Origin of the sequence: Serratia sp. JSRIV002 (assembly GCF_019968725.1) — a bacterium.
Classification (GTDB): domain Bacteria; phylum Pseudomonadota; class Gammaproteobacteria; order Enterobacterales; family Enterobacteriaceae; genus Chania; species Chania fonticola_B.
This window is the reverse complement of sequence record NZ_CP074143.1, coordinates 4,623,511-4,648,990: the sequence shown is the minus strand read 5'-3', so window position 1 is coordinate 4,648,990 and position 25,480 is coordinate 4,623,511. Positions and strand designations below refer to the sequence as shown.

Genomic DNA, 25,480 nt, shown 5'->3' with positions numbered 1-25,480 from the left:
ACCTTGTGATAGTCAGCTTTGTGCCATAAGCTGACGTACCTCAAATCACAATAAGCTAATTAACGCGGAGCAGGTCAAAATGAGCCTGCATGTCTACAATCTGGACAAATGACAAAAAAAGTGATGTCATAGGGTAAGAGTAAATCTTTAAATTATATATTTTTTTGAGTGCGAGCTAATAATAACAAAGGAAGATAGTTTGAATATTTACATTGACGAGTCAGTACATGAGAAATTCGGATTCATGATCATGGGTTATGTGATTTGCAAAAATAACCCCCAAACTGACGTTGGCAACATACTTTCAAAATACTCGATAGATGAGCATCATTCATGTGCAAGGATGGACGAGTCTCCTGTCCGAAGGGAATTGCGAAGTGATTTTATTTCATATTTAAATACATATTGTCAATGGGGGTGTTTTATTATGCCAAGTGAACTTCGTCATAAGTCACATGACGACATCTCTTTTTTATTAAGTATATTGGTAGCTAACCTCCACACAAATAGCTGTAGCTTTTACTTCGATGAAGGAATCATAAATTCCACTGAGGCTCGCAATTTTTGCTCAGAAAAAGTAAGTATCTCAATATGCTCATCCCAAAAAAATCATGGAATACAACTTGCTGATTTAGTTGCATCTTTTTGCGGCATTCGATTTAGGGAAGCAATTAGTGGAAAAGCTAAAATTTTAACATACGGTTCCGATTGTGGATATGAACCCCCAATAGAAGCCCCTTTAGGGTTTGAACTTTTTACAACTCTACGTCTGTCTATGCTAAGAGAACATGAACCTCAAGGGGATGAAATGCCTGAGTTTGCGACTTTTAGAACTATTAATAAAGGCCTGATTTTGTCGAGGAATTTATCATCTAACTTAAATGAGCTGGCCATGGAAACATTTGGTGAGGTATATTTAGGTTGTGTACATTAACTCAGTAATAAAAAACTAAAAAATAGCAAGAGCTACGAAGGTATACTTTCAGCTACAGCGGGTTCATCAATAACTTCAACGGGGGCATTTCGCAATTAGAACAACTTTGTTGGATAAATCAGATTCTGTAGCAACGTTCCTGCGATGAGATCTGCTCTCATACAACACGCACGCTGTAATTTCCGCTTCGGACAATGGCCTCAGTTACCAGACCACATAGTTTCGCAGAGTCAGTGACCACCTCAGAGCCTTGACTTTGTAGCATCGCCGTGACCTGCTTCCGTCTCTCACTCTTAGCCGACAGTCAGATTTAGCCGTTAAACCGTCAGGTCAAGTTGCGGCTAATACAGCCTATGTTTTTACGGTAGTTGGGACTCTGGCAACGCTGCTATGGCTTTTATAAACCGAGTAACATTTATCCAATTTTATGGGGCAGTCCATCGTTGAACCGCCCCATATTACAGAAGATCCGCAAGAGACTTAGCCATCCCCACTGGAGTCCATGGGAATAACTAGGTCAGTGGGCTCCGCCCCCGCCACCCCCGGAACTGAACGGTGGTTTGGCGAACCAGACCAGCGCCAGCAAGATCAGGAACACCCCCGCCGAAAGCCAGAATATCTCGTTGGCCGAGATGATCAGCCCCTGCGCGGTGATCTCGTTGGCGATATACGCCGAAGCCTGCTGCTTGCTCATGCCGAGCTGCTCCAGCTTGCTGTACATCTCCTGCGACTGCGGGTTAAACGGATTCACAAACTCGCTCAGTTGCGAGTGATGCATCGCCTCCCGGCTGGTCCACAGCGTAGTGGTGATCGAGGTGCCGATAGAGCCCGCCAAGGTACGGGTAAAGTTCGACAGGCTCGATGCTGCCGCTATGCGATCCGGCGGCAACCCAGACAGGGTAATGGTCGTCAGCGGCATAAAGAAGCAGGCAATCGCAAAGCCCTGGAAGAACTGCGGCCAGGCGGAGGCGCCAAAATCCATCCCCGGCTCAAACGTGTAGGCGCGCCAGTAGAAGCACACGGCATACATGATGAAGCTGAAGGTGACCAAACGGCGCATATCCAGCCGATGACCGAAGCGGCCGATAATCGGTGACAAGATCACCGGCAGCAGCCCGATCGGCGCAGACGCCAAGCCGGCCCAGGTGGCGGTGTAGCCATATACCTCCTGTAGCAACTGTGGCAACAGCACGATCGCCCCGAAATACAGCATGTAGGCCAGGCTGATACACAGACAGCCGATGGTAAAGTTGCGCGATTTGAACAGCGACAAATCCACCACCGGGTGATCGTCTGTGAGCTCCCATACCACCAGGAACACCAACGCCACCACGGCCACGACGGTCAGGACAATGATCTCGGTCGAGTTGAACCAGTCCAGCTCCTTGCCCTGATCGAGCATGATCTGCAGCGCACCGATGCCAACCACCAGCAGTACCAGCCCGACGGTATCGATCGGTTTGATCTCGGTTTTGGTTTCCCTGCCTTTCAACGTCGACATCGCGACCAGGATCACAAACAGCCCAATCGGAATGTTGATGAAGAAGATCCAGCCCCAGTGATAGTTATCGCTGATATAGCCGCCCAGGATCGGCCCGAAAATCGGCGCGACGATCACGGTCATTGACCATAGCGCCAGGGCCATCGAACGCTTGGCGGGGGGATAGTTATTCAGCAACAAGCTCTGCGACAACGGGATCAGCGGCCCGGCGACGATGCCCTGGATCACGCGGAAGAAGATCAGCATGCCCAGACTGTTAGAGATACCGCACAGCCAGGAGGCCAGGGCGAACAGCGCCGTGGACCACAGGAACAGGCGAACTTCACCCACGCGTTTCGCCAACCAGCCGGTGATCGGAATGGAGATGGCGTTGGCCACCCCAAACGAGGTGATCACCCAGGTGCCCTGCGAGTTGGAAGACCCGAGGTTACCCGAGATGGTCGGTATCGCCACGTTGGCAATGGTGGAGTCCAGCACCTGCATAAAGGTCGCCATGGCGAGCGCGACCGTCATCCAGGCGAGCTGGGCACCTTCAAGCGGTTTCTGTGCCAAGGTAGCCTCCCGCTCGCTTAACCGGCGTTTGCATGGATCACATCGGCGATCATCTGATTTACCGGCGCCAGATCCAGCGTCAGCGCGTTGGTTTCAAACAGCGGTTTTTGGCGTACCGTATCGGAGAGCACCAGGCCGTCCAGATTGGCGGTGTCGACTTTGACCAGCGTAGAAAGACCGATACGCAGAGGATGCTCAGCAACCTGTTGCGCATCCAGTTCGATACGCACGGGTAAACGCTGTACCACTTTGATCCAGTTGCCGGTCGCGTTCTGTGCAGGCAACAGTGAGAACGCGCTGCCGGTACCCATATCGATACCCACGACCTTGCCTTTGAACACCACGTCGCTGCCGTACAGGTCACTTACCACGGTAGCCTCTTGGCCGATACGCATATTGGCGATCTGCGTTTCTTTAAAGTTGGCGTCCACCCAGACATGGTCCGGTGCCACTATGGCCATCAGAGGCGTTCCAGGGGAGATCTGTGCCCCCACCTGAACGCTACGGCGTGAAACGAAGCCGGTGATTGGGCTGACGATGCGGGTACGCTGCAGCGCCATCCAGGCGTCGCGCATCTGTGCGGCGGCTTGCAGCACGGCGGGCTGTTTATCCAGCGGGGTATTCAGCACCATCGCCTGATTGGCATTATATTGCTGCACTGCGACTTCCAGTGCCGCTTTGGCATTGTCTACCGCGTCACGCGCATGTTGCAGCTCTTCGCGGCCAATGGCATCGGCGTTGCCCAGCACGATACGACGCTTGAGATCGTTTTCTACCTTGCTCAGCTCGGATTTGCGCAGCGCAATGTTAGCCTGATACTGCTTACCGTTGATCACCAACTGATGCGTTTGGCGCACGCTGTTGGCCAGCGCGGTTTTGGCCCGTTCAAACGCCTGTTCGGCGTCGGTAGGATCCAGCGTTAACAGCACATCGCCTTTGCGGACAAAGTCGGTGTTATCAAAGGTCACGCTGTTCACGCTACCGGAGACCTGTGCCATGATCTGCACCTGATTACCGGCCACGTAGGCATCGTCGGTTTCTTGGTGATGACGCAGCACCAGGAACCAATAAACTAAATAGGCCACCCCAATAATCACAAAAATAAACGTCAACAGCAGCAGCCAGAATTTACGCTGCCGTTTTTTGCCAGCCGGTTGCTGCGGGGTTTGAGTTTCCGCACTTGCACTCATGGTATTCTCCACGCTCTAAAATTATGCTTTAGGTTCCGCTGCCGCCGGGGCCTGGTAGCCACCCCCCAACGCGCGTACCAATGCTATCTTCGCCTGCATCAAGTTGCTGCTGGCATTCAGTTGTGCCTGTTGCTGCTGTAATAGCTGCGTCTGGCTGGTCAACAGTTCATCACGCCCAATAATTCCTGCCTGGTATTTGGCGCTGGCGACCCGGTACACATCCTGCATGGATTGGGAGGCAGAGGTTGCCTGCAGCAGCTGCTTGCTACTGCTCTGTTGAATGGTGATGGCGTCGGCCGTTTCCTGTAACGCATTGACGAGCGTTTGGTTATAGGAACCCACAGCCTGATCGTAGAGTGCAGACTCTTCACCCAGCTTGCTGCGTAGCGCACCGGCATGGAAGATTGGCAGGGAAATGGCTGGAACCACGCCCCACGCCTGGCTGGCGGCCTCAAACAGATTCGGGCTGGTGCCGCCGACGTTGGTGGTGGTCAAGCCAGCAAAGGCCGAGATCGACAGGCTAGGGTAAAACTCTTTGCGTGCCGCACTGACCCGTTGGTTATAGGACTCTACCAGTTGGCGCTGTGCCACGATGTCCGGGCGTTTACCCAGTAACTCTGCGGTGAGTTCGCCTTTGGGGGCTAACTGTTCTTCGCTTGGCATGGCCACCGGATGCAGAGACTGCATCGCATTCGGGCCAAGACCGGCCAGGGCGGCCAACTGGTGTTTGAGTTGTTCAATCTGTGACTGCAGCTGGATGATCTGCTGCTTGGCACTGTCTGCTTGTGCCTGGGTCTGTTGCGGGATTTCCACGCCGTAGATCCCGGCTTTATATTGCTTTTGGCGCAGGTCTGCCAGGCGTTGATTGTTATCCACCTCTTGTTGCAGCACATTCTCCAGCGCGTAATTCGCCTGTAACTGGTAATAGGCTGAAGCTACCGAACTGGTCAGCGTCAGAGCGGCCTGCGCTTGCTCGGCACGAGCGGCATCGATCTGCGCTTTTGCCGCATTGACCTGATTGCGATATTTGCCCCACCAGTCAAACTCATAGGCCAGATTCAGGCCCAGGGAGTTAGAGGACTCATACACCGGGTTGGGCGGATAGCCAAAGCCCAGGTTGGTGTTTTGCGCCACACGCTGACGGTTGATGCTGGCATTCAGATCCAGGTTGGGGCCGTTGGCGGCACTGGCTTCACCTGCCACGCTTTGGGCTTCACGCACGCGAGCGCCCGCCTGTTGCAGCGAAGGCGAGTTTTGCAGCGTCTGGGTCATCAGGCTATCAAGCTGGGGATCGTTAAGCGTGCGCCACCATTGCGGGCTGATGGCAAGCGAGCTGACTTTCGGCTGGGCAAGCTGCAGCTGTTGCGGATCCATCATCTTGGATTGCGGGGCAATATTATCGGTAGATGCGCACCCCGCCAGCAACAGAACGGCGAACAGCGGGGTGAATCTCCAGTTTAACGGGGATCGCATAAAATGATTACCTGAACAGGAATTATTGGGATAACTGTTCTGAAACTTCCATCTGATCCAAACGGGTCAACAATTTGCGCGTCAGCGTTTCAAGCTGCTGCTGCTCCTCGTCGTTCAGCGTAGACCACAGAAAGTGCAGACATTTATGCTGCGGTGGCAGCAATTGTTCGAGAAACGCTTCCCCAGCCTGGGTCATATGCAGATGCAGGCAGCGGCGATCGTGATCGCTTTCCCGGCGCTCAATCCAACCGCGTTTCTCTAGTTCATCGGCAATGCGGGTGGCATTGGTGCGTGACGAACCCAGGGCCGAGCTTAGCTCAGAAGGCTGAATACTGTGGTTTTCCTGCGCATCCAGCGTAATGAGAGCCATAAACAAGGTTTCGTTGATTCCCTGTGCTTTCAGCATTTTATTGCGATTTTCCAACAGCTTGCCTTGCATATGCATGCACAGGCGGGTCAGCAGGATTTCCTGGTATGGGAAGTCTTTCTGACGTTTGGCGCGGAAATTCAGCATTTGCTCTATGGGGGTAAACGAGCTTTCCATAATTTAGTGCCTCATTAATTTCGTTCGGTATAGTAACGATAGTGATTAATAATGTAAATCTTCAGCCAGGGGAATAATTTAGCAATTCGTGTCATTTGTAAGTTGTTTGTAAATGCTTAACGCCACAGACTCTAAGGTCTTGTGATTGAAGGCACAAATTCTGCCGTTCCGCAGGCTGAGATAGGTAAGGTTTGTTTAAGTCACTGGGCGGGGCACTACGGCATCCTGCGGAGGGGATAGAAAGAAAACTTACCTGAGTAAGGTCGTTCATGGTGGTCCGGGGCGCAGGGTGCATAGGTCGCCAATAATTTACCGCGACAATATTACCAGAGTGTAAGTAATTTTCACACCCTGCGGCCTAATAAATTTCCTGGGTTATTATTTTCTTGCTAACTAGATAGTGGCCGGACCCTGCGGGTCATAGCGCTTGCCACGCCACCAGGTCAGCAGATTCAGCACGCACAATACGCCACCAATCGCCGCTACGCCGTTCCAACCAGCATGTTGATAAGCGGCGGCGGAAAGTACTGAACCCACGGCACCCCCGATAAAATAGCTGGTCATGTAACCGGCGGTCAGGCGATTACGCGCCTCCGGCATGATGCGATAAATCACGCTTTGGTTGGTGACATGCACCCCCTGTACCGCCAGATCCAGCACCAGAATGCCGATAATCAGCGCCCAGAGAGAGTACGGGGCCAACGCAATCGGGATCCAGGACAGCAGCAACAGCACCAATCCGACGCTGGTGGTTAGCCCTGCTTTGCCCTTATCGGCCAGATGACCGGCACGTGAGGCTGCCAAGGCGCCAGCAGCACCCACTAGACCAAATAGCCCAATTACGCCTTCGGAATAGTTGAACGGTGGGGAAGCCAGCAGGAAAGCCATTGAGGTCCATAGCACGCTGAAGTTGGCGAACGACAAAGCGCCAATGATCGCGCGGGTACGCAGCAACGGGGTGAAGCAGAACAGGGAAAAAATGGATTTCAGCAACTGCGGGTAGTTCAGGCCGGAATGCAGCTTATAGCGTGGCAAGGCGCGCCACAGCAGCACGGCCATCAGGATCATCAACACGCTGGCCACCCAGTAGATGGTACGCCAGCCGCCGAGGGCCGCTAAAGCACCGGCGACGGTACGTGCCAGCAGAATGCCGAGCAGCAGGCCGCTCATGATCACACCGACGGTTTTACCGCGTTTTGCCGGGTGCGCCAAGGTGGCGGCGAGTGGCACTAAAAGCTGGGCCACGACGGAGAACAAGCCGGTAAGGGCCGTTCCGAGGATCATCATCGATAGGGTGCTGGAGGATGCGGTGATCAGCATGCCCCCGGCGGCTAACAGCGTCATAAAGACGATCAGCCCGCGGCGCTCAAACATATCGCCCAACGGCACCAGAAACAGCAGGCCAACCGCATAGCCTAGCTGGGCAGCGGTGACGATAAATCCGGCCTGGTTAACCGAGAGATTAAAGTTTTGTGCGATGGTTTCCAGCAGCGGCTGGGCGTAGTAGTTGCTGGCAACCGCCAGGCCGGTGGCCATCGCGATTAACAGCGTCAGTGCAGGGCTAAGCCCCGGGTGTTCGGTTGGTTGGTTCATAGGTCTTCAATAATGGAAATCTGTGATCGAAGTATCAGGCAGAATAGAATGTTAAACCAATGTATAATTTTCATCTGATCCATCTCATTTCGCGATAGATAGCATGAATCTAAAACAGATCCGTTATGCCCTGGCGGTGGCCGAGGAGCAGAGCTTTACCCGTGCTGCACAGCGCTGCCATACGGTGCAGTCTGCCCTGAGTCATCAGGTCGCCAAGCTGGAAGAAGAACTCGGTTGTACGCTGTTTGAGCGCACTTCGCGTCGCGTTGAGCTGACCACCGCTGGCCGGGCTTTCATTCAACCGGCGCAGCGGTTGTTGGCCGCCAAGCAGACGTTGGTAGAGGAAGTGGTGGCGGCCGCTGGTACGGTATCCGGTACGCTGACGATTGGCACTATTTCAACCATCAACGCGATTGACCTCACCGAAAGGCTGGGGGAATTCCACCGTCATCATCCGGCGGTGAATATCCGGCTGTACGTTGGCATTAGCGAGGTGTTGCTGGAAGATATTCGCCAGCAGAAGACCGATGTGGCATTTGTTGGCATCTGGCCGGGCGATAAAGACATGCTGCCAGAGTCGCATCGCCAGTTGACCGATGAGCCGCTGGTGGCGTTGGTGGCCGCAGAACATGCTCTGGCGGGGTATCAACGTATCAATCTGCAAACGCTATCAGAAGTGCCGCTGGTGGATTTCTATAGCGGAACCGGGGCACGGCGGCAGACCGACCGGGCCTTCCAGGCGGCAGGGATCAAACGCCATGTGAGCTTTGAGATCGACCATATCGAATGGTTGGAGAATCTGGTACGGCGAGGTTTGGCGGCGGGAATAGTGCCAATTTCCACCGCCCAGCGTTTGAGTTCGCTGGTGGCTATTCCGATCGTCGATGGTCCACGTCGTCAGGTGTATTGCGTGTGGAACTCACCTCTGTCGAAGACGGCCGAACGATTTTTACAGTTTACCGAGATGATGTTGCCGGAATGAGGGCGCAGCGTCTATGCCGCGCCCATGGGGCTATTATGACTTGGCGGCTTCAGCGGCGGTTTTCACCCAGCCGTCAAACGTGGCTTGGTGAGCCTTGATCCAGCCATTGACATGGTTTTGGATATCAGCCTCGGAGGACTGGCCTGCATGCATCCGCAGGTTCTGCGCGTTGACGTCGGCAATCGGCAGTTTCATGATGGCAAACAGCTTGGCGGCGGCAGGGTTGGCCTGCGCCCACTGCTTATTGGCGGCAATATGCATGTTGTTGACCGGGAAGCCATAGTTGGCCCCGTTCGGCAGCTTGGTATCGACATCTTTCAGCTCGCCCGGCAGGGAAGAGAACGGCACCTGTAGCCAGACAACGTCACGCCCTGGCACCATCACATCGCTGACCCAGTACGGCGTCCAGGTGTAATACAGCACCGGCTTGCCTTCTTTGAAGCGGGTGATGGTATCGGAGATCATGGCGGCGTAGTTGCCCTGATTATGCTCCACGGTTTTGCCCAAGCCATAGGCATCGATATGGTGATTAATCACCGTTTCACAGCCCCAGCCCGGGGTACAGCCGGTCAAGTCGGCCTTGCCGTCACCGTTGGTATCAAACAGCTTGGCAATTTTCGGATCTTTTAGTTGCTCAACGTTGGTAATGTGATACTTCTCGGCGGTTTTTTTGTCGATCAGGTAGCCCTGAGCGGCACCGCTGACGTAAGCCCCTTCACGATAGAATTTTTTATCGCCCCCGGCGGCCTGATACTGATCGGCGTGTAACTGATCCCAGTTCACCGCCAGAAAAGTGGCATCCCCAGCGGCGATGGAAGTGTAGGCCACGTTGTAGTCCACCTCACGCGGCTCTTTCACGTCATAACCGAGTTTTTCCAATGCCTTGCTGACCAGCAGCGTTTGGAAGGTCTCCTCGGAGATGGTGCTCTGTATCGGTTGTACCGAAATACCTTTTCCTGGCAAATCAGCAGCGGAAGCAACCTGTGAACCAAGCAGTGTGGTAAGGGCTATTGCCCAGATCCCTGTAGTGCGCATAGTTTTTCCTCTGTTATTGATGTTGTTTGGAGATAGCCCGCCAGGGCAGTAAGCCGCTGGCGGGTAGAACGATCAGGCTTTTTTGATAAACGGGCGAGCGATCAACCCGATTGGGCCGTGGGTATACCAGCGGCCTAGCCCTTTACTGCGGCGATCGCGCCCCAGCGACTGGGTGAGACGATCGAGAATAATGGCAAGAATAACGATACCGACGCCACCTACGGCGGCCAGCCCCATATCCAGGCGGCCGATGCCACGCAGCACCATCTGGCCCAGACCGCCTACGGCGATCATCGAGGCGATAACCACCATCGACAGCGCCAGCATCAGCGTTTGGTTAACCCCGGCCATGATGGTTGGCATGGCCAGCGGCAGCTGCACTTTAAACAGCAGCTGGCGCGGGCTGGATCCGAAGGATTCGGCGGCTTCGATCAGATCTTCCGGCACCTGTTTGATGCCCAGGATCGTCAGACGTACGATGGGCGGCAGGGCGAAGATGATCGTGACGACCACCCCCGGCACGTTACCGATACCGAACAGCATGACGATCGGCACCAGATAGACGAAGGCTGGTGTGGTCTGCATGGCATCAAGCAGTGGCCGGATCACCTTGGCGGCATGTTTGCTGCGGGCCAGCCATATGCCCAACGGCAGGCCGATCAGGATGCAGAAGAACAGGGCAGTGAGCACCAGCGCCAGCGTGACCATTGCCTGTGACCAGGCCCCGATAGCGCCGATGGCGACCAATGAAAGCAGCGTGGCGGCCCCCATGCCGAGGCTGGATATCTGCCAGGCGATCAGCGAGAACAGCAAAATGGCGACTGGAGCAGGCATACCCAGCAAAAACTGCTGGAAACCGCTGAGGATGAAATCTACCGGCACGCGAATGCCCTGGAACAGCGGACGGAAGTGCAACACCAGCCAATCAATGGCGTGGGTGACCCAGCTGTCAAACGGCACCCAAGCCTTGTGGAACGGATCCAGCAGGCTAAAGTGCTCGGGCTCCACTGGGGCGCTGTTAAGCCAGTCAGCGCCCGATGCGGCCTGATTAGCGGCATCGTGGGGTACGCTGTCTGCCGGTGCGCCGGTTGACCAGGGATCGCTGCTGGTAGCAGCCTGAGTTGCCGGGGCGTCGTTAGGGGATGTGGCAGCTGTTGCCCATGGATCCTGATAATCACTCATTCGTAGGGCCCTCTTTATCTAAAGCCTGCAGCAGCATGCCTTTGGAAATGATACCGATATAGTTGTTGTCTTCCCCGACCACCGGCACGGCGCAAGGAGCCTGTGCGACCAGTGAGATCAGTTCGCTCAGCGGCATATCCGCCGGAACGGGCAGTGGGGCATCCAGCAAGGCGTCGTCCAGCGTTTGATTGGCCGCCAGCGCCTGCTTGAGAGAGTCTATCGATACCACGCCGATAAATTTCTGGCCGCGTTCAAGCACGTAGCCATAGTCACGGTCTTCATCACGCAGGATCTGCAACGCAGAGCGCGGACCAAAACCGGGGGTCTTACGGATCAGGGTCACCGGGCGACGTTTGGCGATATCTTTGGCACTGAAAACGTGGCTGATATCGACGCCGCGGAAGAAGGTGCGCACATAATCGTTGGCCGGATTATTTAATATTTCATCCGGGGTCCCCACCTGGATCACTTCGCCGCCTTGCATAATGGCAATGCGATCGCCAATACGCATCGCTTCATCCAGATCGTGGGAAATAAAGACGATGGTGCGCTGATGTTTCGCCTGTAATTTGACGAGCTCATCCTGCATCTCGGCACGAATTAATGGGTCCAGCGCAGAGAAGGCTTCATCCATTAACAATATATCCGGATCGTTAGCCATGGCGCGGGCTAAGCCGACACGCTGGCGCATACCACCGGACAGTTCATCGGGATAGGCATTGGCATAATTTTCCAGCCCAACCTGACGCAAAGCGTCCAGCGCTTTTTCCTGGCGTTCCTGTAAAGGAATACCCGCTAATTCCATGCCGAAGGCGGTATTATTTAATACGTTCATATGCGGCATTAAAGCGAATGACTGGAACACCATGCTGATCTTATTACGCCGCACGGTGCGTAGCGCAGCATCGGATATTTTGGATATATCCTCGCCGTCAATCAGCACCTCACCGCGGGTGGGTTCTATCAGACGATTGAGAAGGCGTACCAGGGTGGATTTACCGGAACCGGAAAGCCCCATGATGACAAATATCTCGCCTTCTTCAATGGCCAGAGAGGCGTTCTTGACGCCCAGTGATAACCCCGTTTTTTCCAGCAGCTGGTCTTTCGTCAAACCTTTGTCTATCAGCTTAAATGCGCGTTCCGGGTGCTCACCAAATATCTTATATAAATTTTTAACTTCTAGTTTAATTGCCATGCAATTCGCTGTTTCCTTTGGTTTATTATCAAACGCTAAAATTGTCCTAATAGAAAATAAGAGTGCCCTATACCCTAACACACTGACATTCTGAGACAACCCTCAATGTTCATATCGCAGGATTTTTCTGGTGATACCCGGTTTGATGATTGGGTATAATTACCCGGTTTTTACGCGGTTATTTAACCGTAATGAGCAATGGGTAATGGCAGGATATATTGGTGACTATGGCAACTATTGGCAGGGAATATTGGCAGTGTCAAACGGGTAATTAATGCACGCATGGTAAAGTTCTGCGTGCATTGAGGAACGGCAGGAAAATCAGCAGATTTACCACCGTGGATCAGAGCGTGGGTTCTTCGCTGCTGGTGGGAATAACGACCAGTTCCACTTGCTGCTGCTGTAACACCGATCCCATTGCTGAGGGGGGAGGTAGGTCGGTAAATAACGCGGTCGCCTGTCGGGTATTGCCGATTTCTACTGCCGCCGAAGCATGGAACTTGGTGTGGTCCGCAGCCAGCAGAATATGACGTGAGTGTGCCATCATCGCTTTCACCACGCTGGACTCATTCACGTCAAATTCCAACAGATCGCCGTTGGCTTCGATTGCCCCTACGCTGGTGATCAGATAGTCGGCGCGAAAGCCTTCCACAAAGCTTACGGCGCTGGGACCGATGATACCGCCGTTATTGGGGCGCAGCGTACCGCCCGGCACCATCACTTCGAACTCGGTGTTTTTATACAGGATATGTGCCACCCGCAGGCTGTTGGTAATGATGCGTAGGTGGCTGTGGTTCATCAGCGCCCGGGCAACATGCTCAACGGTGGTGCCGATGGTGATAAAAATGGTGGAACGATCGGGAATATAATCGGCAATGGCCTCCGCAATGGCTATCTTCTCTTGCGTGTAAGAGAGTTCCCGTTGCTCAAAGGCCGTGTTGACCACACTAGAGGCACGGCCTGCCCCGCCATGATGGCGGCTAATCAGCCCCTGCTCGCTCAGTTTGCGGATATCGCGCCTGACCGTCTGCGTAGACACTTCCAGCAATTGCGCCAGCTCGTCGATGTTCATATAGCCGCGCTTGGCGATCAACTGGATCAGCTGATCGTGGCGTGGGTTGCCGGTAAGTTCAGTCAGACTCATGCTCCACTCCCTTAATATTGTCATCGGCCAACCATATTATACAAAACTGGCCAGGAAAGAGTCAGTTTGATCACAATTGGGGATGCCCGCGCGCCCGCCAGGACGGGTACACTTCAATGCGGCAACTGCATTGGCGTAACGCACCGCCTGAGCTATATCGGGTTGTGAACCCAGGGCTACCGCCAGCGCACCGTGGAAAACGTCTCCAGCTCCCGTGGTATCCACCACCTCAACCGGAAAGCCTGGCTGATGTTTCAGTTGAGCGTTTTCCAACCAGAAACAGCCATGTTTACCCTGAGTGACATAAACTTGTCCGTTTTTGTCATTTTTTGCTGCACGCAATCCCTGCTCGATATCCGTTTTTCCTGCCATCCGCAGCAAACCCGGCTCGGAGAAGGCGGCATGGTCGGCCAAAGCAACCAGCGGGCGGATATCCTGCGGTGTGACATCGGCGTCCAACAGGGTAGTGACACCTGCGCGCCGGGCCAAGGTGAAGGCAGTCAGCGCGCCCTGATGCCAACGCACGTCCGCCAACACCACATCGTAATGGCTAAAGTCGATGTTATGCAGCCATTCGGCATCCTCGGGTAAGTCTGGGCTGGGATGGTTGATGATCATGCGTTCTCCCTGGGCATCCACCAGCACAGCCGATTGTGATGAGCGCGCCTGTGGGCAACGGCGGGCATGTCTGACATTGACGCCATAGCTGCCTAACTCGGCCAACAGGGTTTGCCCGGTGGCATCGTCCCCGACCCGGCCAATGAAATCTACCTCTGCGCCCAATCTGGCTGCGGCTACCGCAGCCGTTGCCGCTGGGCCTCCGCCAATTTCGCGGTAGTCGTTGGCAACATATTTCCCCCCGCCTTCAGGCAGTTTCTCTACGTAATACAGGCGGTCTTGCACTGCAATGCCTACGCATGCGATTCGAGTCATGGTCTGGATCCCTGGATGTTGAACTGTGTAAGCGAACGGTTTTCAGCAAAAAGTGGCTACCGATCACGCTGCCACCATTTTAATTCACTCAAATGTTAAAAGAGTGACGGCTGTCAATTTTTTGACCATAAATTACAAATACGATCAAAAACAGACAAAAACGGTCTGGTTTGTGGCCGATGAGATGACACAGACATGACACAGGTAACCAACAGGAGAGAACCATGGCACAGATCGCATTTATCGGGCTAGGGCAAATGGGCGCGCCGATGGCCAGCAACCTGATTAAGCAGGGGCACCGGCTGAACGTTTTTGATATCAGCCCGGCGGCGGTCAGCACCTTGGTTGCTCAGGGGGCCAAGGCGGCAACCAGCCCGGCGCAGGCGGTACAGGACGCGGAGTTCGTCATCACCATGTTGCCTAACGGCGAACTGGTACGTGAGGTGCTATTTGGTGCCGAGGGGGTGTGCTGCACCTTATCGCCTGCGGCATTGGTGATGGATATGTCCACCATCCACCCAATGCAAACGGATCGGCTGATTGCCCAGATGCAGGCTCGGGGTTTTAGCCTGATGGATGCCCCGGTCGGGCGGACTTCAGACCATGCTCAGGCTGGCACGTTGCTGATCCTGGCCGGTGGGACTGCCGAGCAGGTGGAGCGTGCGACGCCAGTGCTGATGGCGATGGGCTCGGAGCTGATCAACGCCGGTGGGCCGGGCATGGGGATCCGCGTGAAGCTGATCAACAACTACATGAGCATCGCGCTCAACGCGCTGTCTGCCGAAGCTGCGGTGCTGTGCGAGGCGCTGGGGCTGTCGTTTGACGTTGCGCTGCAAGTGATGAGCGGCACTCCGGCAGGCAAGGGGCATTTCACCACCACCTGGCCAAACAAGGTGCTGAAGGGCGATCTCAGCCCGGCGTTCATGATCGATCTGGCGCACAAGGATCTGGGCATAGCGCTGGATGTGGCCAATCAGTTGCACGTCGCCATGCCGATGGGGGCAGCCTCACGCGAGGTTTACAGCCAGGCGCGGGCCAGCGGGCGTGGGCGTCAGGATTGGAGTGCCATTTTGGAACAGGTTCGGGCTGCTTCGGGCAGAGCGGATCACGCGTAACACTTAACGTAATTGCGGTTGCTATGCAGCGCGCAGAGGGGAGAAGAAATGCCTTATTTATCTGGTAACACCATGATCCAACATGCATGGGAAAACGGCTATGCCATCGGCGCGTTCAGCGCACACAACGCCGAAACCATTCGCGCCATTTTGCTGGCAGCCGAACAGGAGCAGGCCCCGATCATGATCCAGGTGGGGCAGAAAGTGATTAGCGTGATGGGTCTGGAGCCCATGAAGGCGATGATCGATGCGTTTATGCACGATATCACGGTGCCGGTGTGCATCCACCTGGATCACAGCCGCAGCTTCGAACAGACCATGCAGGCGGTGCAGGCCGGGTTCCAGTCGGTGATGTTTGACGGCTCTCACCTGTCATTTGACGAAAACGTGCGGATCACGCGTGCCGTGGCGGATGTGGCCCACGCGCTGAACATTGGGGTCGAAGGTGAGATCGGCAAGATCGGCGGCACCGAGGATGATATTTCGGTCGACGAAAAAGACGCCCTGATCACCAGCAGTGACGAAGCGCTGCAGTTTGCTCAATCGACCACGGTGGATTATCTGGCAGTGTCCATCGGCACCGCTCACGGCCTGTACAAACAGGAGCCCAAGCTGGCGTTCGAACGCCTGCAAGAGATCCGCGAGATCGTCAAAAAACCGATTGTGCTGCACGGTGGCTCTGGCGTACCAGACGATCAGATCAGCAAGGCGGTTTCACTGGGCGTTGCCAAGGTGAACGTGGACACCGAACTGCGGCAGGCCTTCACCCAGGGCATGGCTGAAGTGCTCGACAAGGATCCGCACGAGTTTGTCTTGGCGGTGTCGCTCGGGCATGGCCGTGATGTGATGCAGGCCAAGGTCGCTGAAAAAATCAGGCTGTTTGGCAGCCAGGGTAAAGCCGCTCAGTTTTAAGCATCCGTTGCGCGGCAAACTGCCGCGCTCACCATAGGGCACAGATTATGACAACCATTCAACGCCAGCATTTTGGCGAACATCAAGGGCAGGCCGTTTCCCTTTTCACGCTGACCAATGCCAACGGGATGCGGCTGTGTGTGACCGATTACGGCTGCATCATTACTCAGCTTTGGGTGCCGGATCGCCATGGGCAAGCGGAAGATGTCGTGATGGGGTTCGACAATTTGGCGGCTTATCAGGCCGGGCATCCGTTCTTCGGCGCGATTGCCGGGCGCTGTGCCAACCGTATTGCTGGTGGCCGTTTCAGCATCGACGGTCAGGAATCTATTCTGGCCACCAACGAGCTTCCTACCGGACAACACCTGCACGGCGGACGTCGGGGTTTTGACAAATATGTCTGGCAGGCACAGGAAGACGGCGACGGCATTATTTTCAGCCGTACCTCTATCGATGGTGAGGAAGGCTATCCGGGCAATCTGCAGGTTAGCCACCGCATCGGCCTGACGAAAGACAACGTGATGACGCTGAGCTTTGAGGCACAGACCGATAAGCCGACGCTGGTCAACCTGGTTAATCACAGCCACTACAACCTGCGCGGGCATCAGCACCTGATCCACGATCAGCAGCTCAAGATCGACGCCGACTTTATGACGCCGGTAGATGAAACCACCATGCTGCCCACCGGTGAAATCCGCCGTGTTGCCGGGACGGCATTTGATTTCCGCAACGCCCGTCGTCTTGGGGACGCCATGCTGCACCGCCCGGCGCAGGATTTTGATATGAACTACGTGCTTAAACCTGGCGATGGTGCTTTGCATCCCGCCGCCAGCCTGATTTGTCCGCAGACCGGGCGAGTGATGGAAGTACACACCTCGCTGCCGGGCGTGCAGTTTTATAACGCCTTCAAGCTTTCCAACAAGATCTGGAATGGCAAGGCTGGCCATCGCTATCAGGCGTTTTCCGGCATCTGCCTTGAAACCCAGGCGTTCCCAGACAGCATTCACCACGCCCATTTTGGCAACGTGGTGCTGCGCCCAGGGGAAAACTATTACAGCCAGACTGAACACCGCTTCAGCACCGTGGCATAGATTTATTCGTTTACTGGAAGCAATGTGATGAAAAATAAAGCAAAAGTGGGCGTGTTGGCGCTTGGCCGCGCGACCTTCGATGTGCCCTACGCGCAAGAGATGCTGGCGCAAGCCTGGCAGACGCTGAGCGGGATGGATATCGAGCTGGTGGGGGAACCGGTATTACAGTTTGATGCCGAATCGGCTCTGCAAATACTGCCCGCACTCAAACAGGCCGATCTCGATCTGCTACTGATCCTGCAAGTGACCTTTACCGATGCCTCCCTCACCACCGAAGTGGTGCGTGATTTCCCGGTGCCCACGGCGATGTGGTCATTCCCGGAAGCCCGTACCGGTGGCCGTTTGCGTCTGAACTCTTTCTGCGGGGTGAATCTGGCTTGCCATGCCCTGAGCCGTGAAGCCATCAACGTGCAAACGCTGCACGGCCTGCCGGACGACAGCCGGGTGATTAACGAATTACAGCAGTTGGCGCAGGCCGCGGCGATCGTTAAGCGCTTCAAACAGGCCAAGGTGATGGTGATTGGTGAACACCCGCTGGGTTTTGACGCCTGCAACTACAACCAACAACAACTGACGCAGCACTTTGGCGTTGAGGTGACTCGCCAGCCGGTGCTGGAATTTATTGAAGAGGTGAAGGCGCTGCCGGACAGCGTGGCCGATGCGCCTTATGCGCGCCGTGCCAAGGATTTCCCTAACCTGGCAGAGATGGATCAAACGGCCACCCGCAAAACGCTCAAGGTTTACTCTGCCCTGCGTGAAAAAGCGCAGCGTGCAGGTTACACCGGCATTGCCGTGCGCTGTTGGCCGGATTTCTTTACCGATTACGGCTGCGCTGCCTGCGGGGCGTTGGCGTTGATGAACGAAGATAAAGTGCCGTGTGGCTGTGAAGCCGACATGTTTGGCGTGCTCTCTTCGCTGATGGCGCAGTGGGCCTCTGGCAATGCGGCGTTCAATACCGACCTGGTGGATATTGATCCGCAGGATAACAGCGTGGTGTTCTGGCACTGCGGGCAGGCACCGATCGAAATGGCCGATCGCGATGGCCCGGTGCAGGCCACCATCCACTCCAACCGCAAGCTTCCTCTGCTGTCTGAGTTTGCTCTCAAACCGGGGCGCATCACGCTATGCCGCATCACTCAGGGTGAGGGCAAGCTGCGCCTGATGCTGGCCGGTGGCGAAATGATCAAGGCTCCGCTGGCGTTTTCCGGCACAGCCGGGACGGCGCGCCTGGATGTGGATGCAGACACTTACCGCCAGCGCCTGATTGCGGCGGGTATGGAGCACCACACCTCGCTGGTTTACGGCGAGCACCGCCCGCTGCTGCGCAAAGTGGCCGGTCTGCTTGGTTTGGACGTGATTGAACTGACCTGAGCGGGCGACCAACGCTTGGAACAATACGGCATTTAACCTTTTGGAGAATGGATCATGGTTTCTCAGCAAGGCTTGGAACTTACGCAACACGCAGGTGGATTTACGTTGACCTTTCAGCAGCGTGTGCTGATACAACACACGGCTGCGGCTCCGTGCCTGTGGATTGGGCGCGGCAAGGCGGATATCGAGATGTTCCGCGGCAACTTCAGCATCAAAGACCAGCTCAGTGAAAAACTGGCGCTGACCGAAACCCAGATTGTCCCGCAGGGCAAAGGCTGGCTGATCCGCTTTAGCCGGGGCGATGTGGCCCAGTGCACGCTGGCAATCACTACCGATGCGCAAGGGCGGTTGGAAATGCAGCTGCGCAACAGCGACGAGCAGAACAACCGAATGTGGTTGCGCCTGGCTGCCCAGCAGCAAGATCACGTTTATGGCTGCGGCGAACAGTTTTCCTATTTCGACCTGCGCGGCAAACCTTTCCCGTTATGGACCAGCGAGCAGGGGGTTGGGCGTAACAAGCAGACCTACGTTACCTGGCAGGCAGACTGCCAGGAAAACGCCGGTGGTGATTACTACTGGACCTTCTTCCCGCAGCCGACGTTTGTCAGCAGCCAGAAATATTACTGCCACGTAGAAAACAGCTGCTACATGAACTTCGATTTTTCTGCCCCAGAGTTCCATGAACTGGCGATCTGGCAGGATCAGGCGGTGTTGCGCTTTGACTGCGCCGACAGCTACATCAGCCTGTTGGAAAAGCTGACCGCGTTGCTTGGCCGCCAGCCGGAACTGCCGGACTGGGTGTATGACGGCGTCATCCTGGGCATTCAGGGCGGCACCGAGGTCTGCCAACAGAAGCTGGACGTGATGCGCGAGCACGGTGTCAAGGTTAGCGGGATCTGGGCGCAGGACTGGGAAGGACGGCGGATCACCTCTTTTGGCAAACGCCTGATGTGGAACTGGCGCTGGGACAGCGAGCTGTACCCGGAACTGGATAAGCGCATCCCGCAGTGGAAGAAGGAGGGGGTACATTTTCTGGGGTACATCAACCCTTACGTGGCCATCGAGAAAGAGCTGTATGCCGAGGCGGCAGAAAAAGGCTATCTGACCAAGGATTACGACGGCAAAGACTACCAGGTCGAATTTGGCGAGTTCTATGCTGGCGTAGTCGATCTCACCAAGCCTGAAGCTTATGACTGGTACAAGAACGTCATCAAAAAGAACCTGATCGAGTTTGGCCTCGACGGCTGGATGGCGGACTTTGGCGAATATCTGCCGACCGATACCGTTTTGCATAACGGCATCGATGCGGAAATCATGCATAACGCCTGGCCGGCGCTGTGGGCCAAGTGCAACTACGACGCGCTGGAAGAATGCGGCAAGCTGGGCGAGATCCTGTTCTTTATGCGCGCGGGCTACACCGGCAGCCAGAAGTATTCGGTGATGATGTGGGCGGGCGATCAGAACGTGGACTGGAGCCTGGACGACGGCCTGGCTTCGGTGATCCCGGCGGCACTGTCGCTGGCGATGACCGGCCACGGTCTGCACCACAGCGATATCGGCGGTTACACCACGCTGTTTGAGATGAAACGCAGTAAAGAACTGCTGATGCGCTGGTGCGAGTTCTGCGCTTTCACGCCGATGATGCGTACCCATGAAGGTAACCGCCCAGATGATAACTGGCAGTTCGATCATGATGTGGAAACCATCCGCCAGTTTGCCCGCATGAGCCAGGTCTTCACCTCCCTCAAGCCGTACATCAAGCAGGCGGTGGCGCTCAATGCGCAGTCCGGCTTACCGGTGATGCGCCCGCTGTTCCTGCATTATGAAGACGATGCTCACACCTACAGCCTGAAATACCAATACCTGTTTGGCCGCGATCTGCTGGTGGCCCCGGTGCATGAAGAAGGGCGCACCGACTGGACGCTCTACTTGCCGCAGGATAGCTGGATCAACCTGTGGACCGGTGAGCGGCATAGCGGAGGGGCAGAGGTGACGATAGCAGCCCCAATGGGCCAACCGCCGGTATTCTATCGGGCGGATAGCGAGTGGGCGGAGTTGTTTGCCTCGTTACGCACGCTGTAATCACCAACTGTCAGCCGCCCGTTGCCCAACCGGCAAGGGCGGCTATCTCTGGGAATAGGTGTTTTCCAAGGAGAATCACCATGAGTGAAGCTAACCAGGATCCGGTGAAGCTGATATTGCCCCTGCGCGAGAAATTCGCCTATGGCATGGGCGATGTCGGTTCCAACCTGCTGTTGTGTGTCGGCACGCTGTATCTGCTGAAATTCTATACCGACGTGTTGGGGATCCCCGCCGCGTGGGGCGGGCTGATCTTTCTCATCTCGCGTTTTTTTACCGCCTTTACCGACATGGGCACCGGGCTGATGCTCGATTCCCGGCGCAATATTGGCCCCAAAGGCAAGTTCCGGCCATTTATTCTTTATGCCTCAATGCCGGTGGCGTTACTGGTGGTGGCCAACTTTATCGGCGTGGGCGCCTCGTTTGATGTCACGATTAAAACGGTGATCGCCACACTGATCTTTATGGCGTTCGGGCTGTTCTTCAGCATGATGAACTGTTCCTACGGCGCGATGGTGCCAGCGATGACTAAAAACCCGCAGGAACGTGCGCAACTGGCCGCCTGGCGGCAGGGTGGGGCGACGGTGGGTCTGTTGCTGTGTACCGTGGCGTTTGTGCCGATCCTGTCGCTGTTTGATGGGCGCCCACAGGTGGGTTATCTGGTAGGGGCGGCGATCTTCGCCTTTGTCGGTATGCTGTGCATGTGGTGGTGCTATTCCGGTGTCAAAGAGCGTTATGTCGAGATCCCGAAACCGGGCGCACCCAAGCCGGGTCTGTTGCAGTCCTTCAAGGCCATCGCCGGTAACAAACCGCTGTTTGTGCTGTGCGTGGCCAACCTATGCACGCTGGCGGGCTTCAACATCAAGCTGGCGATCCAGATCTACTACACCCAATACGTCCTCAACGATATCACCCTGCTGTCCTATATGGGTTTCTTCAGCATGGGCTGCATCCTGCTTGGGGTACTGCTGGTTCCGACGGTGGTGAAACGCTTTGGCAAGAAAAACGTCTATCTGGGTGGCCTGTCGCTGTGGATCCTGGGCGATGCCATGAACTATATGTGGGGCAATACCTCCACGCTGTTTGTGTTGTTCTCCTGCCTGGCGTTCTTCGGTACGGCCTTCGTCAACAGCCTCAACTGGGCGCTGGTGTCGGACACCGTGGAATACGGTGAGTGGAAAACCGGCGTGCGTTCGGAAGGCACGGTTTATACCGGCTTTACCTTCTTTCGCAAGGTTTCCCAAGGGCTGGCAGGCTTCTTCCCTGGCGTGATGCTGGCCTATATCGGCTATGTTCCCAACGTGGCGCAGGGGCCTGGCACGCTGGAAGGCTTACGGCAGCTGATCTTCCTCTATCCCTGTGGCCTGGCCGTGCTGACCGCATTGACCATGGGGCTGTTCTATCACCTGACGGAGAAGAACTACCTCAAGATCGTCGGTGAGCTGGAAGAGCGCAAGCGGGTACCAAGCCCGGCGCTATAAGCAGCCAGGTGTTAATCGGGGCGAATGTATTCGCCCTTGTAACAAGAAAGACGCAGGGTGTAAGACAATAATAAGGATCTGCCAGATGGCCAACTCTTTATCCTACCAAGATCCCGTTACGCTGCGGTTGCCGCTGCGCGAAAAGTTCGCCTACGGCATGGGGGACTTCGGTTCCAACCTGATGCTGTGTATCGGTACCCTGTATTTGCTGAAGTTCTATACCGATATTCTGGGATTACCCGCCATCTACGGCGGCGTGATCTTCTTGATCGCCAAATTCTTCACCGCCTTCACCGATATGCTGACCGGCGTGCTGCTGGATTCCCGGCGTAATATCGGTGCCAAGGGCAAGTTCAGGCCGTTTATCTTCTATGCCTCGCTGCCAGTAGCCTTGCTGGCCGTGGCCAACTTCCTCAATAGCGGGTTCAGCCTGAATACCAAAACCGTCCTGGCCACCGTACTGTTTATGCTGTTCGGCTTGTTCTACAGCCTGATGAACTGCTCCTATGGGGCGATGGTGCCAGCCATCACCAAAAACCCGCAGGAGCGTGCGCACCTTGCCGCTTGGCGGCAGGGAGGTGCAACGCTGGGGCTGCTGTTATGCACCGTGGGCTTTGTCCCGATCCAGATGTTGTTCACTTCACGCCCGGAGATAGGCTATCTGGTTGCCGCAGTGGTGTTTGCGACCTGTGGTGTGTTTTGCATGTGGTGGTGCCATGCCGGGGTCAAAGAGCGCTATGTTGATGTGGTACCGGCGCATCATAAACCTGGCATCTTCAAATCCTTCCGCGCCATTTTCCAGAACCCGCCGTTGCTGGTGCTGTGCATCGCCAACCTGTGTACGCTGGCAGCGTTTAATATCAAGTTGGCGATCCAGGTCTATTACACCCAATACGTATTGCACGATATCCATTTGCTGTCCTATATGGGCTTTTTCAGCATGGGCTGCATTTTGATTGGCGTGCTGATGGTGCCAGCGGCAGTGAAGCGTTTTGGTAAAAAGCGGGTCTACCTGGGTGGCCTGTTGCTGTGGTGCCTGGGAGATCTGTGTAACTACGCCTGGGGCGACAGCTCGCTCTCTTTCGTAGCGTTCTCCTGCATGGCCTTCTTCGGCACGGCCTTCGTCAACAGCCTGAACTGGGCGCTGGTGCCCGATACCGTTGATTACGGCGAATGGAAAACCGGCATCCGCGCGGAAGGCTCGGTGTATACCGGCTATACCTTTTCACGCAAGATCTCCGCCGCGCTAGCCGGATTGTTACCGGGCATTATGCTGACGCAGATCGGCTACATACCGAATGTTGAGCAGTCTGCCTCGGTGCTGAAAGGCCTGCGCGAGTTAATCTTTATTTATCCCTGCGTATTGGCGATGGTTGCCGCCGTCATGATGGGGTTTTTCTATAAGTTGAATGAGCAGCTATTTATGCAAATCATCACCGAGATTAATCACAAAAAAGGAAACCGCGACCAACAGGCCGAGCCTCATCCGGCAATCAATACGGCAATAATCAAAGAAGTCTAAGCCACAGCATTACCAATAATAACGCACAGCTGTCATGCCTAACGGCATGACGGCGGGATTTCTGCATGCTTTTATCAGGAACAATGTCACAAGGAAATTTAACCATGTCTACTTTCTGGGGTTCTAGCAGCAATAAAACCAAGACGATACTGCTGGTGGCGGCGTTGTTTGCCTCAGCCAGCGCTCAGGCCGGACGCGCCTATCTGGAAACTCGTGAGGCTTATAATACCGCCTCGGAATTAAACGAAATCATCCTGCGCGGCGGCTATAATTTTGATGGTGGAGCCGGTGTGATGGCCACCAACGCCTATAACATTGGCAAGTTTGATCAGCTTAAGCACAGCTATAACGAGCTGGAGGGTTGGTATCCATTGTTCCGGCCAACGGATAAATGGACGGTGTCTCCCGGCGGGCTGGTCAACTCGAGTAGTGCGGGTTCTGGCGGTGCTATCTATCTGGACAACAACTATAAATTCCTGCCGTTTTTCAACCTGACCGTGCGTTATCGCTATAACCATAATAATTATGATTCCATCGACTTTAACGGCAACCCGGCGCGTAATGATACCCATGAAATTGCAAACTACTGGAACTTCAAGCTCAGCGATGAGTTAAATTATACCTTCGAGCCACATTACTTTATCCGGGTTAACGATTTCCACAGTAAGAATGGCAAGAGTCACCATTGGGAGATCACCAATAAGTTCAGCTATAAAATCGATACCCATTGGATGCCCTATCTGGAGCTGCAATGGTTGGACCGCTGGAACGATTATAATAAGGAGCAGTATCGTATCCGCGTAGGGTTGCGGTATACCTTTTAAGCCACACCAATAAAAAACCCGGCCAAGTCTTGGCCGGGTAAAAAGAGCTGAATGTAACATTGATGCCGATATCGAAGGGGATATCTGTGAATCAGCATAACCCCGCAATATGACAGGCAGATGTCAGCCTAAGCCTTGCGGTATAGACGACGAGGATGACCGATATTGCCGTAGAGCATTTCAACGTGCACAAACTGGGTTGCTACGCAGTATTCCAGATAGCGGCGTGCGGTGGTTTTGCTAATGCCGGCGTGTGCCACCACGTCTTCCACCGCGTGGGCTACCTCTGGCTGCTCGATGAACAACGCCTGCACCAACTCCAGGGTGATGGTTTCAATCCCTTTGGCGCTGGGTTCGTTGGAAAACTGCTTGGACTGCAGGTTATATAGCGCATCAACGTTGCTCTGGTCGATGACCTTGAAGGTGCGTTGGGTCTGCACAAACTGCATAAAGCGTTCCAGCGAATTGCGCAGCCGCTTATAGGATACCGGTTTGATGATGTAGTCGAAGGCCCCGTTGCGGATCGCCTGGCTACAGGTATTCATATCGCTGGCGGCGGTGATAAAAATCACCGAGCAGCCGGGCTTTTTCACCGCGGCTTCTTCCATTAGCGCAATCCCCTGGCCGTCCGGCAGAAAGTTGTCCAGCAGGATCAACCGGGGCTGGTGAGCATTCACTTTTGCTCTGGCTTCCGCCAGGGTCGCGGCATAGGCCACCACCCGCAGGTTGAAATGTTTCTCAAGAAATTCGGCGTGTAGCGTAGCCAGTTGCGGCTCGTCTTCCACGATCAGAACGTCCAGTGTCTCAGGTTGCATAGGTCGGATCCG

Annotated in this window: 21 protein-coding genes; 10 read left to right on the top strand and 11 right to left on the bottom strand. The window is 55.1% G+C overall.

Annotation, left to right across the window (positions count from 1 at the left end; translation table 11 throughout):
- Nucleotides 1-199: 199 nt before the first annotated feature.
- Nucleotides 200-934 (top strand): DUF3800 domain-containing protein, encoded by a 735-nt coding sequence (locus tag KGP26_RS21885; protein WP_218518979.1) that lies wholly within the window; start codon nt 200-202, stop codon nt 932-934.
- A 517-nt stretch (nt 935-1,451) separates the two neighbouring features.
- Here KGP26_RS21885 and emrB read toward each other — a convergent pair.
- From emrB to KGP26_RS21860, 5 genes are all read right to left on the bottom strand, one after another.
- Nucleotides 1,452-2,948 carry a multidrug efflux MFS transporter permease subunit EmrB gene (gene emrB / locus KGP26_RS21880; RefSeq protein WP_235050830.1) on the bottom strand — a complete coding sequence of 499 codons (1,497 nt, stop codon included), beginning with the start codon at nt 2,946-2,948 and terminating at the stop codon, nt 1,452-1,454.
- Between the two features lie 56 nt (nt 2,949-3,004).
- Nucleotides 3,005-4,177, bottom strand: coding sequence for a multidrug efflux MFS transporter periplasmic adaptor subunit EmrA (emrA, locus tag KGP26_RS21875; protein WP_223664615.1), 1,173 nt, complete (start codon nt 4,175-4,177; stop codon nt 3,005-3,007).
- A 21-nt stretch (nt 4,178-4,198) separates the two neighbouring features.
- Nucleotides 4,199-5,650, bottom strand: coding sequence for an efflux transporter outer membrane subunit (locus KGP26_RS21870; RefSeq protein ID WP_209530162.1), 1,452 nt, complete (start codon nt 5,648-5,650; stop codon nt 4,199-4,201).
- A 22-nt stretch (nt 5,651-5,672) separates the two neighbouring features.
- Entirely contained in the window at nt 5,673-6,194 is a 522-nt protein-coding gene (gene mprA, locus KGP26_RS21865) for a transcriptional repressor MprA (RefSeq protein WP_021807601.1), read from the bottom strand.
- A 393-nt stretch (nt 6,195-6,587) separates the two neighbouring features.
- A complete protein-coding gene (locus KGP26_RS21860) occupies nt 6,588-7,787 on the bottom strand; it encodes an MFS transporter (protein WP_223664614.1) in 1,200 nt (399 codons plus the stop codon).
- A gap of 103 nt (nt 7,788-7,890) precedes the next feature.
- On the opposite strand from KGP26_RS21860, the gene KGP26_RS21855 reads away from it, so the two are divergent.
- Nucleotides 7,891-8,769: a LysR family transcriptional regulator gene (locus KGP26_RS21855; RefSeq protein WP_094981231.1), complete on the top strand. Its 879-nt coding sequence runs from the start codon at nt 7,891-7,893 to the stop codon at nt 8,767-8,769.
- A 33-nt stretch (nt 8,770-8,802) separates the two neighbouring features.
- On the opposite strand, the gene proX is transcribed toward KGP26_RS21855, so the two are convergent.
- The 5 genes from proX to KGP26_RS21830 all read right to left on the bottom strand — a co-directional run bounded on the left by proX (nt 8,803) and on the right by KGP26_RS21830 (nt 14,258).
- On the bottom strand, nt 8,803-9,804 hold the full coding sequence (gene proX / locus KGP26_RS21850) for a glycine betaine/L-proline ABC transporter substrate-binding protein ProX (RefSeq protein WP_021807604.1): 1,002 nt from the start codon (nt 9,802-9,804) through the stop codon (nt 8,803-8,805).
- Nucleotides 9,805-9,876: 72 nt separating this feature from the next.
- Nucleotides 9,877-10,986, bottom strand: coding sequence for a glycine betaine/L-proline ABC transporter permease ProW (proW, locus tag KGP26_RS21845; RefSeq protein ID WP_021807605.1), 1,110 nt, complete (start codon nt 10,984-10,986; stop codon nt 9,877-9,879).
- Nucleotides 10,979-12,181, bottom strand: coding sequence for a glycine betaine/L-proline ABC transporter ATP-binding protein ProV (gene proV / locus KGP26_RS21840; protein WP_021807606.1), 1,203 nt, complete (start codon nt 12,179-12,181; stop codon nt 10,979-10,981). The genes proW and proV overlap by 8 nt, the downstream gene beginning before the upstream one ends.
- A 343-nt stretch (nt 12,182-12,524) precedes the next feature.
- Nucleotides 12,525-13,325, bottom strand: a complete 801-nt coding sequence (locus tag KGP26_RS21835; protein WP_024530699.1) for a DeoR/GlpR family DNA-binding transcription regulator — start codon at nt 13,323-13,325, stop codon at nt 12,525-12,527.
- A gap of 36 nt (nt 13,326-13,361) precedes the next feature.
- Nucleotides 13,362-14,258 carry a sugar kinase gene (locus KGP26_RS21830; RefSeq protein WP_223664613.1) on the bottom strand — a complete coding sequence of 299 codons (897 nt, stop codon included), beginning with the start codon at nt 14,256-14,258 and terminating at the stop codon, nt 13,362-13,364.
- 224 nt (nt 14,259-14,482) lie between these two features.
- On the opposite strand from KGP26_RS21830, the gene yihU reads away from it, so the two are divergent.
- The 8 genes from yihU (at nt 14,483) to ompL (ending at nt 24,653) form a co-directional block, all read left to right on the top strand.
- A complete protein-coding gene (gene yihU, locus KGP26_RS21825) occupies nt 14,483-15,373 on the top strand; it encodes a sulfolactaldehyde 3-reductase (protein ID WP_218518982.1) in 891 nt (296 codons plus the stop codon).
- 48 nt (nt 15,374-15,421) lie between these two features.
- Complete coding sequence (locus KGP26_RS21820) at nt 15,422-16,285, top strand: class II fructose-bisphosphate aldolase (RefSeq protein ID WP_223664612.1); 864 nt, start codon at nt 15,422-15,424, stop codon at nt 16,283-16,285.
- 47 nt (nt 16,286-16,332) lie between these two features.
- Nucleotides 16,333-17,376: an aldose epimerase family protein gene (locus KGP26_RS21815; RefSeq protein ID WP_218518983.1), complete on the top strand. Its 1,044-nt coding sequence runs from the start codon at nt 16,333-16,335 to the stop codon at nt 17,374-17,376.
- Nucleotides 17,377-17,403: 27 nt separating this feature from the next.
- Nucleotides 17,404-18,747 carry an L-fucose/L-arabinose isomerase family protein gene (locus KGP26_RS21810; RefSeq protein WP_094981226.1) on the top strand — a complete coding sequence of 448 codons (1,344 nt, stop codon included), beginning with the start codon at nt 17,404-17,406 and terminating at the stop codon, nt 18,745-18,747.
- A gap of 54 nt (nt 18,748-18,801) precedes the next feature.
- A complete protein-coding gene (locus tag KGP26_RS21805; protein WP_094981225.1) occupies nt 18,802-20,829 on the top strand; it encodes an alpha-glucosidase in 2,028 nt (675 codons plus the stop codon).
- Nucleotides 20,830-20,909: 80 nt separating this feature from the next.
- Nucleotides 20,910-22,307 carry an MFS transporter gene (locus KGP26_RS21800; protein ID WP_223664611.1) on the top strand — a complete coding sequence of 466 codons (1,398 nt, stop codon included), beginning with the start codon at nt 20,910-20,912 and terminating at the stop codon, nt 22,305-22,307.
- 85 nt (nt 22,308-22,392) lie between these two features.
- On the top strand, nt 22,393-23,829 hold the full coding sequence (locus KGP26_RS21795; RefSeq protein ID WP_021807616.1) for an MFS transporter: 1,437 nt from the start codon (nt 22,393-22,395) through the stop codon (nt 23,827-23,829).
- Between the two features lie 104 nt (nt 23,830-23,933).
- On the top strand, nt 23,934-24,653 hold the full coding sequence (ompL, locus tag KGP26_RS21790; protein ID WP_094981222.1) for a porin OmpL: 720 nt from the start codon (nt 23,934-23,936) through the stop codon (nt 24,651-24,653).
- Between the two features lie 128 nt (nt 24,654-24,781).
- Here the strand turns inward: ompL and KGP26_RS21785 are convergent, their stop codons facing one another.
- Nucleotides 24,782-25,468 (bottom strand): response regulator, encoded by a 687-nt coding sequence (locus KGP26_RS21785; RefSeq protein WP_223664610.1) that lies wholly within the window; start codon nt 25,466-25,468, stop codon nt 24,782-24,784.
- Nucleotides 25,469-25,480: the final 12 nt, after the last annotated feature.

What these genes read in the sequence shown, in the direction of transcription:
- emrB (WP_235050830.1), bottom strand. Translation starts at nt 2,948, where the DNA reads ATGACGGTCGCGCTCGCCATGGCGACCTTTATGCAGGTGCTGGACTCC.
- emrA (WP_223664615.1), bottom strand. Translation starts at nt 4,177, where the DNA reads ATGAGTGCAAGTGCGGAAACTCAAACCCCGCAGCAACCGGCTGGCAAA.
- KGP26_RS21870 (WP_209530162.1), bottom strand. Translation starts at nt 5,650, where the DNA reads ATGCGATCCCCGTTAAACTGGAGATTCACCCCGCTGTTCGCCGTTCTG.
- mprA (WP_021807601.1), bottom strand. Translation starts at nt 6,194, where the DNA reads ATGGAAAGCTCGTTTACCCCCATAGAGCAAATGCTGAATTTCCGCGCC.
- KGP26_RS21860 (WP_223664614.1), bottom strand. Translation starts at nt 7,787, where the DNA reads ATGAACCAACCAACCGAACACCCGGGGCTTAGCCCTGCACTGACGCTG.
- KGP26_RS21855 (WP_094981231.1), top strand. Translation starts at nt 7,891, where the DNA reads ATGAATCTAAAACAGATCCGTTATGCCCTGGCGGTGGCCGAGGAGCAG.
- proX (WP_021807604.1), bottom strand. Translation starts at nt 9,804, where the DNA reads ATGCGCACTACAGGGATCTGGGCAATAGCCCTTACCACACTGCTTGGT.
- proW (WP_021807605.1), bottom strand. Translation starts at nt 10,986, where the DNA reads ATGAGTGATTATCAGGATCCATGGGCAACAGCTGCCACATCCCCTAAC.
- proV (WP_021807606.1), bottom strand. Translation starts at nt 12,181, where the DNA reads ATGGCAATTAAACTAGAAGTTAAAAATTTATATAAGATATTTGGTGAG.
- KGP26_RS21835 (WP_024530699.1), bottom strand. Translation starts at nt 13,325, where the DNA reads ATGAGTCTGACTGAACTTACCGGCAACCCACGCCACGATCAGCTGATC.
- KGP26_RS21830 (WP_223664613.1), bottom strand. Translation starts at nt 14,258, where the DNA reads ATGACTCGAATCGCATGCGTAGGCATTGCAGTGCAAGACCGCCTGTAT.
- yihU (WP_218518982.1), top strand. Translation starts at nt 14,483, where the DNA reads ATGGCACAGATCGCATTTATCGGGCTAGGGCAAATGGGCGCGCCGATG.
- KGP26_RS21820 (WP_223664612.1), top strand. Translation starts at nt 15,422, where the DNA reads ATGCCTTATTTATCTGGTAACACCATGATCCAACATGCATGGGAAAAC.
- KGP26_RS21815 (WP_218518983.1), top strand. Translation starts at nt 16,333, where the DNA reads ATGACAACCATTCAACGCCAGCATTTTGGCGAACATCAAGGGCAGGCC.
- KGP26_RS21810 (WP_094981226.1), top strand. Translation starts at nt 17,404, where the DNA reads ATGAAAAATAAAGCAAAAGTGGGCGTGTTGGCGCTTGGCCGCGCGACC.
- KGP26_RS21805 (WP_094981225.1), top strand. Translation starts at nt 18,802, where the DNA reads ATGGTTTCTCAGCAAGGCTTGGAACTTACGCAACACGCAGGTGGATTT.
- KGP26_RS21800 (WP_223664611.1), top strand. Translation starts at nt 20,910, where the DNA reads ATGAGTGAAGCTAACCAGGATCCGGTGAAGCTGATATTGCCCCTGCGC.
- KGP26_RS21795 (WP_021807616.1), top strand. Translation starts at nt 22,393, where the DNA reads ATGGCCAACTCTTTATCCTACCAAGATCCCGTTACGCTGCGGTTGCCG.
- ompL (WP_094981222.1), top strand. Translation starts at nt 23,934, where the DNA reads ATGTCTACTTTCTGGGGTTCTAGCAGCAATAAAACCAAGACGATACTG.
- KGP26_RS21785 (WP_223664610.1), bottom strand. Translation starts at nt 25,468, where the DNA reads ATGCAACCTGAGACACTGGACGTTCTGATCGTGGAAGACGAGCCGCAA.